The organism is Terrabacter lapilli (assembly GCF_039531305.1).
GTDB lineage: Bacteria > Actinomycetota > Actinomycetes > Actinomycetales > Dermatophilaceae > Terrabacter > Terrabacter lapilli.
The window spans coordinates 151,331-162,550 of the sequence record NZ_BAAAPU010000007.1; the positions used below are offsets into that span (position 1 = coordinate 151,331).

The 11,220-nt window shown below is 72.2% G+C and carries 11 protein-coding genes and 1 pseudogene; 5 read left to right on the forward strand and 7 right to left on the reverse strand.

What is annotated here, in order from left to right:
- The first annotated feature begins 115 nt into the window (after nucleotides 1–115).
- The 3 genes from ABD241_RS08600 to ABD241_RS08610 are packed head-to-tail and all read left to right on the forward strand — an operon-like array spanning nucleotide 116 to nucleotide 2,988.
- Nucleotides 116–580: a cupin domain-containing protein gene (locus tag ABD241_RS08600; protein ID WP_344060605.1), complete on the forward strand. Its 465-nt coding sequence runs from the start codon at nucleotides 116–118 to the stop codon at nucleotides 578–580.
- Between the two features lie 51 nt (nucleotides 581–631).
- Nucleotides 632–2,083, forward strand: coding sequence for a class I SAM-dependent methyltransferase (locus ABD241_RS08605; RefSeq protein ID WP_344060608.1), 1,452 nt, complete (start codon nucleotides 632–634; stop codon nucleotides 2,081–2,083).
- On the forward strand, nucleotides 2,080–2,988 hold the full coding sequence (locus ABD241_RS08610; protein WP_344060611.1) for a patatin-like phospholipase family protein: 909 nt from the start codon (nucleotides 2,080–2,082) through the stop codon (nucleotides 2,986–2,988). The genes ABD241_RS08605 and ABD241_RS08610 overlap by 4 nt, the downstream gene beginning before the upstream one ends.
- Before the next feature lie 104 nt (nucleotides 2,989–3,092).
- Here ABD241_RS08610 and ABD241_RS08615 read toward each other — a convergent pair whose 3' ends face one another.
- On the reverse strand, nucleotides 3,093–3,296 hold the full coding sequence (locus tag ABD241_RS08615; protein WP_142180378.1) for a cold-shock protein: 204 nt from the start codon (nucleotides 3,294–3,296) through the stop codon (nucleotides 3,093–3,095).
- Between the two features lie 185 nt (nucleotides 3,297–3,481).
- Nucleotides 3,482–3,832, reverse strand: coding sequence for a DUF2200 domain-containing protein (locus ABD241_RS08620; RefSeq protein WP_344060618.1), 351 nt, complete (start codon nucleotides 3,830–3,832; stop codon nucleotides 3,482–3,484).
- A 39-nt stretch (nucleotides 3,833–3,871) separates the two neighbouring features.
- Between ABD241_RS08620 and ABD241_RS08625 the strand changes: the two genes are divergently transcribed.
- Together ABD241_RS08625 and ABD241_RS08630 are read left to right on the forward strand one after the other, a co-directional pair.
- Nucleotides 3,872–4,228, forward strand: coding sequence for a VOC family protein (locus ABD241_RS08625; protein ID WP_344060621.1), 357 nt, complete (start codon nucleotides 3,872–3,874; stop codon nucleotides 4,226–4,228).
- A gap of 120 nt (nucleotides 4,229–4,348) precedes the next feature.
- The gene (locus ABD241_RS08630; RefSeq protein WP_344060624.1) at nucleotides 4,349–4,792 is read left to right on the forward strand and encodes an SRPBCC family protein; all 444 of its coding nucleotides are present in this window, start codon (nucleotides 4,349–4,351) and stop codon (nucleotides 4,790–4,792) included.
- Nucleotides 4,793–4,883: 91 nt separating this feature from the next.
- On the opposite strand, the gene ABD241_RS08635 is transcribed toward ABD241_RS08630, so the two are convergent.
- The 5 genes and pseudogenes from ABD241_RS08635 to ABD241_RS08655 all read right to left on the reverse strand — a co-directional run.
- Nucleotides 4,884–6,746 (reverse strand): ABC transporter substrate-binding protein, encoded by a 1,863-nt coding sequence (locus ABD241_RS08635; protein WP_344060628.1) that lies wholly within the window; start codon nucleotides 6,744–6,746, stop codon nucleotides 4,884–4,886.
- Between the two features lie 123 nt (nucleotides 6,747–6,869).
- The gene (locus ABD241_RS08640; RefSeq protein ID WP_344060631.1) at nucleotides 6,870–7,283 is read right to left on the reverse strand and encodes a hypothetical protein; all 414 of its coding nucleotides are present in this window, start codon (nucleotides 7,281–7,283) and stop codon (nucleotides 6,870–6,872) included.
- A gap of 82 nt (nucleotides 7,284–7,365) precedes the next feature.
- A complete protein-coding gene (locus ABD241_RS08645) occupies nucleotides 7,366–8,580 on the reverse strand; it encodes a Gfo/Idh/MocA family protein (protein ID WP_344063459.1) in 1,215 nt (404 codons plus the stop codon).
- A complete protein-coding gene (locus ABD241_RS08650) occupies nucleotides 8,577–10,970 on the reverse strand; it encodes an ATP-binding cassette domain-containing protein (protein WP_344063461.1) in 2,394 nt (797 codons plus the stop codon). Before ABD241_RS08650 ends, ABD241_RS08645 begins: the two co-directional genes overlap by 4 nt.
- A gap of 67 nt (nucleotides 10,971–11,037) precedes the next feature.
- Nucleotides 11,038–11,220: pseudogene (locus ABD241_RS08655) on the reverse strand (esterase family protein); the annotation flags it as partial.

An 11,220-nucleotide genomic window follows, 5' to 3' on the forward strand; every position in this document is an offset into this window, starting at 1 on the left:
ACGGTCGACCGCTCCGGGAGGCAGCCCTGTCGCTGCGCGAGGAGCCGTCGAGACATCCCACCCCCATGGTCCGGGAAGCGGTCCGCTGCCGTCGCCGCGAGACTACGGTCGAAGCATGAGCATCAAAGACGTGGGCCCGGATCCTCAGGCGTTCGACCTCGAGGGCGAGACTCTCGAGAACGAGAGCTACCGCACGGTCGCCTGGAGCGGGAAGTACCTGCAGGTCACGCTCATGTCCATCCCGGTCGGCGGCGACATCGGCCTCGAGCAGCACCCCGAGACCGACCAGTTCATCCGGCTCGACAGTGGTCACGGTCGCGCGCAGATGGGCCCCTCGAAGGACCAGCTGACGTTCGACGAGCCGGTCACCGACGGCTGGTGCGTCCTCGTCCCGGCGGGGAGCTGGCACAACGTGACGAACGTCGGCGACCAGCCGATGCAGCTCTACACCGTCTACGCGCCGCAGCACCACAGCCCCGGGAAGGTCCACGAGACCAAGGACATCGCCGCCGCCGACACCGACGACGAGCCCGCGGACTGGTCCGTGCAGCCCGAGTCCGCCCCCGACCGGCACGCGTAGGTCTAGCCTCCCTGAGCAGAGGAAGCCGCTGCTCGACGTAGGGAGGTGGGCATGACCGTCGCCCAGGTGCTGCGACCAGTCGTCGATGCCGCCCTCGGCACGGAGGTCCCGGTGCGGATCGACTGCTGGGACGGCAGCTCGACCGGACCGGCGGACGCCCCGGTGGCGGTCCACTTCACCTCGCGCCGCGCCCTGCGCCGCCTCGTCTGGGCGCCCAACGAGCTCGGCTTCGCCCGCGCCTACGTGTCCGGGGACGTCGAGATCGAGGGCGACCTGCTCGACGCGCTGACCCGCTTCGACGCCCTGGCCGACCCCGACCGCGGACCCGGCGTGCACGTCGGACGCGACACCGTCGCCGCCGTCGCCAGGGCCGCCCTGCGGCTCGGTGCGCTGGGCCTGCCGCCCCGGCCGCCCGCCGAGGAGATCCGGCTCTCCGGGCGCCGGCACGGGCAGGGCCGCGACGCGAAGGCGGTCTCCCACCACTACGACGTCGGCAACGACTTCTACGCCCTGGTCCTCGGGCCGTCGATGGTCTACTCCTGCGCGTACTTCGAGGAGGCGCCCGGGGCGGCATACGCGCTCGAGGACGCCCAGCGCGCGAAGCTCGACCTCGTCGCCCGCAAGCTCGGGCTGCGTCCCGGCCTGCGCGTCCTGGACGTCGGGTGCGGGTGGGGGTCGTTCGTCCTCCACGCGGCCAAGGCATACGGCGTGACGGCCGTGGGCGTCACCCTCTCGCAGGAGCAGGCGGCCTTCGCCCGCGCCGCCGTCGAGGCGCAGGGGCTCGGCGACCGCGTCGAGATCCGCGTCCAGGACTACCGCGACGTCCCCGACGGGCCGTACGACGCGATCGCCAGCATCGGCATGGCCGAGCACGTGGGCCGCTCGCAGCTGAGCACGTATGCCGCCCACCTCCACTCGCTCCTCGCGCCGGGTGGGCGTCTGCTGAACCATGCGATCTCGCGCCGCCCCGGTCCGCCCGGCGACCCAAAGGGCGACAGGACCTCGTTCATCGACCGCTACGTCTTCCCCGACGGTGAGCTGCACCCGCTCGCGACGACGGTCGACGTGCTGGAGTCGGCGGGGTTCGAGGTCCGTGACGTCGAGTCGCTGCGCGAGCACTACGTCGACACGCTGCGCGCCTGGGTGGGCAACCTCGAGGCGAGCTGGGACGAGGCCGTGCGGCTCTCGAGCGCGGGCCGGGCGCGGGTGTGGCGGCTCTACATGGCCGGCTCGGCGCTCGGGTTCCGGTCCAGCCGGCTCGGCGTCAACCAGGTCCTGGCGGTGAAGCCGGGTCCCGGCGGGAGCAGCGGCCTCCCGCGGACGCGGGCCGAGCTGCTCGACGGCGCCGGCTCGCGGGACCTGTCCGACCAGCGCCCGGTCGTCGCCCGCGAGGCGGTGGCGCCGGCGACCTCGCTCGGCCTGCTCGTGGGCTCCGCCCTGGGCCGCTCCCTGCGGGGGCCACTCGCTGCCCGGCGCGACGTGGGACGGCCGGCGTTCCGGTGACCACCACGCCTTCCCCGACCTCGCGCGCCGCGACCGCCCTGGTCCTCGCCGGCGGAGGCGCGGCCGGCAACGCCTGGCAGCTCGGCCTCATCGCCGGGCTGGCCGACGCCGGGCTCGACGTCACCGACGCCGACGTCATCATCGGGACCTCGGCCGGGTCGACGGTCGCCGCGCAGGTCAGCTCCGGGACGAGGCCCCACGAGCTGTATGCCGCCGTGCTCGCCGAGGTGCCCCCGGCACCTCCCGGCGGGGCCCGGCAGGGCAGCGGGCGCGCCCGGCAGCTCTCCGGGCCCGACTACCTGGCCTGGTCGGACCGGATCATCGCGGCGTCGCACGACCCGTCGGACATGCGCCGCCGGATGGGTGCGGCGGCACTCGAGAGGGACACCTCCGGAGGTGAGGCGAGCCGCCGCTGGCGCGACATCGTCGCGGCTCGGCTGCCCAGCCTCGACTGGCCGGCGCAGGCCGTGCTCATCACGGCCGTCGATGCCCTGACCGGGGAGCCCGTCGTCTTCGACCGCCGCAGCGGCGTCGACCTCGTGGATGCCGTCGCCGCCAGCACCTCGTCGATGACGCCCTACCGCATCGGCGACCACGCGTACCTCAACGGCGGCTACCGACGGAGCGAGAACGCCGACCTCGCCACGGGCTACGAGCGGGTGCTCGTCATGTCACCGTTCGGCGGTCGCACTCGCATGCCGCTCGGGTGGGGCATGGACCTGGCCACCCAGGTCGAGGAGCTGCGCGCGGCCGGCAGCAGGGTCGAGACCGTCTTCCCCGACGCCCGGTCGGGTGAGGTCTTCGACGCCAACGCGCTCGACCCGTCGACGCGCCTCCCGGCCGCGCGGGGTGGCCATGAGCAGGGCCGAGCACTTGCCGAGCGGCTCGGGCGGTTCTGGCGCTGACCACCTGACGGCCTGGCTGGCCCTGGACGAGGGCTGGAACCCGCGATCCCCCGACCGAAGGGTCGGGGGATCGCCGTGATTCTGGGTGTCAGGACCGCTTGGAGTCAGATGCCCTTGACCTTCTCGGCCTGCGGACCCTTCGGACCCTGCGTCACCTCGAACTCGACCTTCTGGCCCTCCTGCAGCTCGCGGTAGCCGCCGCTCTCGATGGCCGAGTAGTGAACGAAGACGTCGGCGCCGCCGCCGTCCTGCTCGATGAAGCCGAAGCCCTTTTCGCTGTTGAACCACTTCACGGTGCCTGTTGCCACTGGTCGTGCCTTTTCTGTCAGCGAGGCCCCCCGTGTGGAGGCCCCAGACTGCCGATCGTTCGCGACGAGCCGGACACCCGAGACTTCGCGAGCCGGCTTGCCGCGCCCAGCCCGTTACTGCGATGACCGGGACGGCACCCGGACAGGACGCTAGCAGTCGCCGGTCCTCCTCCGCTGCGGACCGGTCACGCCTCGGCCCGCAGGACCTTCTTCATCGGCTTGCCCTTGGCCAGCTCGTCGACGAGCTTGTCGAGGTAGCGGATCTTGCGCATCAGGGGGTCCTGCACCTCTTCGACGCGCACGCCGCACACCCTGCCGGTGATGAGGCCGACGTTGGAGTTCAGCTCGGCCGCGGAGAAGAAGTCCTCGAACGTCGTGCCGGCCTCGAGATGGTGCTGGAGCTCGGCATCGTCGAAACCGGTCAGCCACTCGATGACCTCGTCCAGCTCGGCCCGGGTGCGGCCCTTCCGCTCGAGCTTCGCGACGTAGGCCGGATAGACCGACGCGAACGACGTGGTGAAGATGCGGCTGCTCATCCTCCCGAGCGTAGCCACCACGCCGCTACCGTCGGGGCCATGGCCATCGCCCGCTACCCCAGCTTCGTCATCGACTGCCCCGACGCCGCTGCGCTCGCCACCTTCTACGGCACCCTGCTCGACTGGCCGGTCAAGGCCTCCGACGGGTGGGCCGAGATCCGCGACACCACGGGCCAGTGCATCTGCTTCCAGCAGGTCGAGGACCACACGCCGCCGCAGTGGCCCGGCCAGCAGGTGCCGCAGCAGATGCACCTCGATGTCATGGTCGAGGACCTCGACGAGGCCGAGCCGCAGGTCCTGGCCCTCGGCGCGACGAAGCCCGAGCACCAGCCCGGCACCTCGTTCCGGGTCTTCCTCGACCCCGCCGGGCACCCCTTCTGCCTCTGCGTCGACTGACGGCGTCGACTGAGGTCGAAAGCCCCGGCAGACGCAAGCCGAAAGCCCCTTGCAGGACCAACGCCTCTGGTGCGCGCCCGTGCCTCGAACTAGCGTCGAAAGTGGGAGGAGGTGAGATCAATGGCAACACTGACACGGAGCATCACGATCCACGCCCCGGTCCAGACCGTGTTCGACATCGCGTTGGACATCGGCGAGTTGTGGCACGCCAAGGACGTCGCCCTGGCGGATGTCGACCTCAAACCCGACGGCGTCGGCACATCGGCGAGGATCTTCTCGCACGCCTTCGGCTTCCACATCGAGGGCGGCCTCGAGTACACCGAGGTCGTGCCCAACGAGCGGATCGTCGCGCAGGTGCACTTCTTCGCGGAGAAGCCGACGTGGACCTTCACGTTCCACGCTGCCGACGGCGACACCACGGTGACCGCCGTGGGCGAATGGGAGCTGAAGGTCCCAGTGGTGGGCAAGCCCATCGAACACATGATGGTCAAGGAGCACGAGCCCTTCCTCGAAGGAATCCTCGAGCACCTGAAGACCAAGGCCGAGGCCACCGTGCCCGCCTGATCCCGGGTTACAAGGGCCGCCGGGTCCTGCCTGAGAGCGAGAGCGCGGCGGCTCTCGCCTGCCGGTCACCGACCCCGCGCCCGACGAGCAGTCAGCGGATGCGGGCCAGGTCCAGCGTCCACACCGGGTTGCCCGGTGCCGCCTCGACCCGGGCGCCGCTCGCGACCCGCGTCGCCGGCTGGAGGAGGGGCACGAAGGGGCTGCGCGCGTTCATCGCGAGCTGCCACGCGGCATACGCCCCCGCCCGGTCGTCGCCCACGGACGCGCTCGCGGCCTCCGTCAGGTCGTCGACGACAGGGTCGGCGCCGCGCTTCCAGCCGGCACGGGTGCCGAGCAGCTCGCCGGGGGCGAACGCGAGGTAGTTCGCCGGGTCGAGGTAGTCCGGGCTCCAGCTCCACAGCCCGAACGCCGTGCGTCCGTCGCGGTACGCCGCCACCACGTCGCGCGCGGGAGCGGGGTTCAGCTTGACCTTGATCCCGACCTCGGCGAGCTGGTCGCGCACGGCCGTCGCGAGCGCTGTCCGCGGGATGCCCTGGATCGGCAGGTCGGCGGCATACGACAGCGGGATCGGCTGGCCGGCGTACCCGGAGCGCTTCAGCGCCGCCCGCGCGGCCGCGAGGTGGCGCGGAGGCACCACGGGCATCGTCACCACGGGCGTGGGTATGCCGTCCGCGCCCGTCGTGACGACCGCACTCGGGGTCGCGGGGTCGCCCGTCGCCGACGTCACCGGCCCGGTGTTCGTGCTCGTCGTGGGAGCCGGGGTGCCGGTCGAGCCGGCCGCCGTGGACGACCCGCTCGGCGTCGGCTGCGGCGCGACGTCCTTCAGGGCGCCGACGATCCCGGCCGGGATGAGCCCGGCGGCCGGCTCCGACCCCGACGCGGCCTCGGCCAGTGCCACCCGGTCGAGGCCGAGGCGCACGGCCTCGACGAAGTCGGGGTTGGCGGTCCAGGCGTTGACCGCCTTGTTGCGGTCGAGCGCGAGGTAGACGAGGGTGCTCGACCGCATGGTCTTGACCGTGACGGCCGGCGTCTGCGAGCCGGCGGTCGCCTCGGTGCCGGCAGTCGTCGACGGGGTGGCGGTCGGGTCGAGCCCGGCGCTGGCGACCTCGCTCGCCTGCGACGGCGAGAGGTCGAGGGCGACGTCGGCGTCGCCTGACTGGACGTCGGCGAGCTGCTGCTGAGGCGTCGTGTTGCGGACGACGAGCTCGGGGAACTTCGGCCGGGTCCCCGTCCAGTGCGGGTTGGGCGCGAGGCGCACCTCGGCACTGCCGCGCACGCTGTCGAGGACGTACGGGCCCGATCCTGCCGAGTGGGTGGTCAGGTAGCCGGTGGCGGTGTCACCCGGACCGATCGTGCCGCCGTTGGCCTTGACGACCGTGCTGTTGAGGATGCCGAACGCCGGGTTGGCGAGGACGGCGGGCAGGGCGAAGTTCGCGGACGGGGAGCTCAGCGTGAAGGTGCGCGCGTCGACCCTGACCGTGGAGACGGTGCCCAGCAGGGAGGAGACCGGCCCGCCGAGGCCCTTGGCCCGCTCGATGGTGAAGAGGACGTCGTCGGAGGTGATCGGCGTGCCGTCGGAGAAGACGAGGCCCTTGCGCAGGCGGAAGGTGAGCCACCGGCCTTCGGGCGAGAGGGTGTAGTCGGCGAGCCCGGGCTCCACCTTCGTCGGGTCGTCGGGGTCGAGCGACGTCAGCGTCGCGTAGAGCGCGTGGCTCACCATCGCGCCGGTGCGGTTGAACTGCTGCGTCGGGTCCAGCGTCGTGTGGTCGAAGACCGCGTCGACGACGAGCGGCCGGGTGGCGGTCGACGTGCTCGCGGCGGCCGGCGTGGACCGCGGGGTGGTTCCTCCGGTCGGCCCCGGCGCGTCGGGGTCCGCGGTGCAGGCGGCGACCGGGCCGAGCGCGAGGACGCCGAGGGTCGCCACCACCAGCGGGCGGACCGGACGTCGACGCATGGGCTTCCTTCGGGCTGCCCGGCGGTCGGCGCGAACGCGGGGGCTGGTGGTCACAGGGTGCGGCAATCGGGGTACCCATGCGCACCGCTGCGAACCGGAGCACCCCTGTCCGTGCCTGGCAGTCTAGCGGCCACCACCCGCGACGCCGCCCGGCTGCGTCGTGGCCGGCGCCAGCACGAGGTAGGCCTGTGCGACGAGCACCACCACGATGGCGACCCACTTCCCGGCGGGCAGCTCCACGCCGTAGCGCCAGCGGTCGACGAGGACGAGACCCACCTGGAGCATGACGACCCAGCCCATCGTGACGAGGGCGAGCTCGGCGTACCTCAGCGACGACGCATACACCCAGAAGAGGACGAGGAAGCTGCCGGCGCCCAGGACGAGTGCCCGGACGCTCCCGTGCTGGGCCCACTCCTTGGCGAGGACCGCGCCGAGCAGGTCGAGGCCGGCGAGGCTGACCATGGCGACCGTCGCCACGACGGGCACGGGCCAGGCCGCGGGGACCTTGATGAGGGGGATGACGTCGGTGACGCCCATGCCAGCCGTCCTTGCTCGGGTGGCCCCACCCGGCCGGCGGGACCTTCCGGTCAGAGCGCCCGGGCCGCGCCGCTGATACGGCTCAGGCCTGCCCGCCCTCGAACCACGCGACGAGCTCCGGGTCGAGCGTCGGCACGTCGACAGGGTGCCCGCCAGTGCGCAGCGACACCGTGGCGGACGCACCGGCGGCGACGGCCTCGCGGGCCGCCACCGGGGAGGTGTCGGTCATGCCGCCGTCGCGCGCGAACCGGACGAACTCGGCGATCAGCAGCGGGTCGGCCCCGCCGTGCCCGAGGGTGTCGGCGGGCGGGATCTCGATGACCTCGTCGGCGTCGTCGCGGTAGCTGTCGGTGCGGCGCGTCCACACCTTCACCGTCGCGCCGGGGCCGTCGCCGAAGTTCTCGAGCCGGCCCCTGGTGCCGATGACGGTGTAGCTGCGCCAGTAGTCCGGCGTGAAGTGGCACTGCTGGTAGGAGGCGAGGACGCCGCCCTCGAGGACGAGGTTCGCCATCGAGAGGTCCTCCACGTCGACCACCGGGTTGAGCTCGCGCTGCTCGGTGGGCGGGCAGTTGTCGAGGGAGTACCAGTCGGCCATCCGCCGGTCGGAGTTGTCGCGGCGGTCGGTGATGTCGCCGTAGACGGCGAGCGCCCCGACCGCGCTGACCCGGCGCGAGTAGGCACCGGCGAGCCAGTGGATGACGTCGAGGTCGTGGGCGCCCTTCTGCAGCAGCAGGCCCGTCGTGTTGCGCCGGTCGGCGTGCCAGTCCTTGAAGTAGTAGTCGCCGCCCGCGGACACGAAGTGCCGGACCCACACCGCCTTGACCTCGCCGATCGTCCCCGCCTGGATCACGTCGCGCATCGCCCGCACCACCGGCATGTGGCGCATGTTGTGCCCGACGTAGAGGCGGGTACGCGTGCGGTGCGCCGCCTCGAGGATGCGGTCGGCGTCCGCGACGCTCGTCGCCAGCGGCTTCTCCACGAAGGTCGGTATGCCGGCCTCGAGCGTGCGGACGGCGTGCTCGGCGTGCACGTGGTCGGGGGTCAGGACGAGCACCGCGTCGACGTCGGCCCGCACGTCGGGAGCGAGCAGCTCGTCGAGGCTGTCGACGACGCGTACGCCCTCGACGCGGTCGGTCGCGTCGGCGCGGCCCCGCTCGGACGAGTCGCAGACCACGGTGACGCGGCTGCCCTCGCCCGGGCGGTGGGCGTAGCGGGCGAGGCTGGCGCGCAGACCGAAGCCGACGATGGCGATGCGCAGGTCGCCCTGCAGGTCAGGCGTGTCCCTCACGCGGGTCAGGCTCCCACGTAGGCCGCGAGGTGCTGGCCTGTGAGGGTCGAGCGGTCGGCGACGAGGTCGGCCGGGGTGCCCTCGAAGACGATGCGGCCGCCGTCGTGGCCGGCGCCGGGGCCGAGGTCGATGATCCAGTCGGCGTGCGCCATGACGGCCTGGTGGTGCTCGATGACGACGACCGACCGGCCCGAGTCGACGAGGCGGTCGAGCAGGCCGAGCAGGTTGGCGACGTCGGCCAGGTGCAGGCCGACGGTCGGCTCGTCGAGGACGTAGACCTCGGCCTTCTCGGCCATCTGCGCGGCCAGCTTGAGGCGCTGCCGCTCGCCGCCGGAGAGCGTCGTGAGCGGCTGGCCGAGCGTGAGGTAGCCGAGGCCGACGTCTGCCAGGCGCTCGAGGACCTTGTGCGCGGCCGGCGTGCGGGCCTCGCCGTCGGCGAAGAAGTCGAGTGCCTCGGCCACCGACAGGTCGAGCACGTCGGCGATGTTGCGGCCACCGAGCTCGTACTCGAGCACCGCCGCCTGGAAGCGGCGGCCCTCGCACTCCTCGCACGTCGACTCGACGGTCGCCATGACGCCGAGCTCGGTGTAGATGACGCCGGCGCCGTTGCACGCGGGGCAGGCGCCCTCGGAGTTGGAGCTGAAGAGGGCCGGCTTGACCCCGTTGGCCTTGGCGAACGCCTTGCGGATCGGCTCGAGCAGGCCGGTGTAGGTGGCCGGGTTGCTGCGGCGCGAACCGCGGATGGCGCCCTGGTCGACGACGACCACGCCGTCGCGGCCCTCGACCGAGCCGTGGACGAGCGAGCTCTTGCCCGAGCCGGCGACCCCCGTGACGACGCACAGCACGCCGAGCGGGAGGTCGACGTCGACGTCGCGGAGGTTGTGGGTGTTTGCGCCGCGGACCTCCAGCGCCCCGGACGGCTCGCGGACCGACTCCTTGAGGCTGACCCGGTCGTCGAGGTGGTGGCCGGTGATGGTGTCGCTGGCGCGCAGGCCCTCGACGGTGCCCTCGTAGACGACCTGCCCGCCGCCGCTGCCGGCACCCGGGCCGAGGTCGACGACGTGGTCGGCGATCGCGATCATCTCCGGCTTGTGCTCGACGACGAGGACGGTGTTGCCCTTGTCGCGCAGCTGGAGCAGCAGCCGGTTCATCCGCTCGATGTCGTGCGGGTGCAGCCCGATGCTCGGCTCGTCGAAGACGTAGGTGACGTCGGTGAGCGAGGATCCGAGGTGGCGGATCATCTTGGTGCGCTGGGCCTCCCCGCCCGAGAGCGTCCCGGCCGGCCGGTCGAGGGAGAGGTAGCCGAGGCCGATCTCGGCGAAGGAGTCGAGCAGGTGCTGCAGCCCCTTGAGCAGCGGCGCGACCGACGGCTCCTGCAGCTCCCGCAGCCACTGCGCCAGGTCGGAGATCTGCATCGAGCACAGGTCGGCGATGTTCTTGCCCCGGATCCTCGACGACAGCGCCTCCTTCGACAGGCGGGTGCCGTCGCAGTCGGGGCACGTGGTGAAGGTGACCGCCCGCTCGACGAACCGGCGCACGTGCGGCTGCATCGCGTCGAGGTCCTTGGACAGCATCGACTTCTGGATCTTGCTGATGACCCCCTCGTAGGTGAGGTTGACGCCCTCGACCTTGATCCGCTCGGGCTGGCCGTAGAGCAGCTTCTCGCGCTGCTTGTCGGTGAACTTCCCGATCGGCTTGTCCATCGGAAGCCCGGCCCCGGCGAAGATGCGGCCGTACCAGCCGTCCATGCTGTAGCCCGGGACGAGGAGCGCCCCCTCCGACAGCGACCTGGTCTCGTCGTAGATCGCGGTGAGGTCGAAGTCGTTGACCGACCCCATCCCCTCGCACCGCGGGCACATGCCGCCCTGGTAGACCGCCTCGCGCACCACGGCGGTCTCCGTGTGGCTGCCGCGGTCGGTCTTCATGACCCCGCTCGCGACCCGCGTCGGCACGTTGAAGGCGAACGCCGTGGGCGGCCCGATGTGCGGCGTGCCGATGCGGCTGAAGAGGATCCGCAGCATGGCGTTCGCGTCGGTCGCGGTGCCCACCGTCGAGCGGGGGTTGGCGCCCATCCGCTCCTGGTCGACGATGATCGCCGTCGTCAGCCCCTCGAGGAGGTCGACGTCGGGCCGGGCGAGCGAGGGCATGAACCCCTGGACGAAGGCGCTGTAGGTCTCGTTGATGAGCCGCTGCGACTCGGCCGCGATCGTCGCGAAGACGAGCGAGCTCTTGCCCGAGCCCGAGACCCCGGTGAAGGCCGTCAGCCGCCGCTTCGGCAGCTCGACGGTGATGTCACGCAGGTTGTTCTCGCGTGCACCCTGCACCCGGATCACGTCGTGGCGGTCGGCCGGGACGGCATACGGCGTCGTCGCCGTGGCCTCGCCGGAGACGGTGGTCATCGTGTCAGCCATGGGAAGACGCTACGGTCGCCGGCCCGGTGACGCACGCGATTACGGCGCCGCTCGCTCACGGCAGCAGGTCGTCGAGGTAGAGCGGGAGCATCTCCCGCCAGGTGGGCCAGTCGTGGTCGTATGCCGTGCCCCAGTCGTCCACCCGGTTGGGGATGCCCTTGCGCCCGAGGACCTCGGCAACCGCCCACGACTCCCCGACGTCCTCCCAACGGCCGCTGCCGGACGCCAGCACGATCAT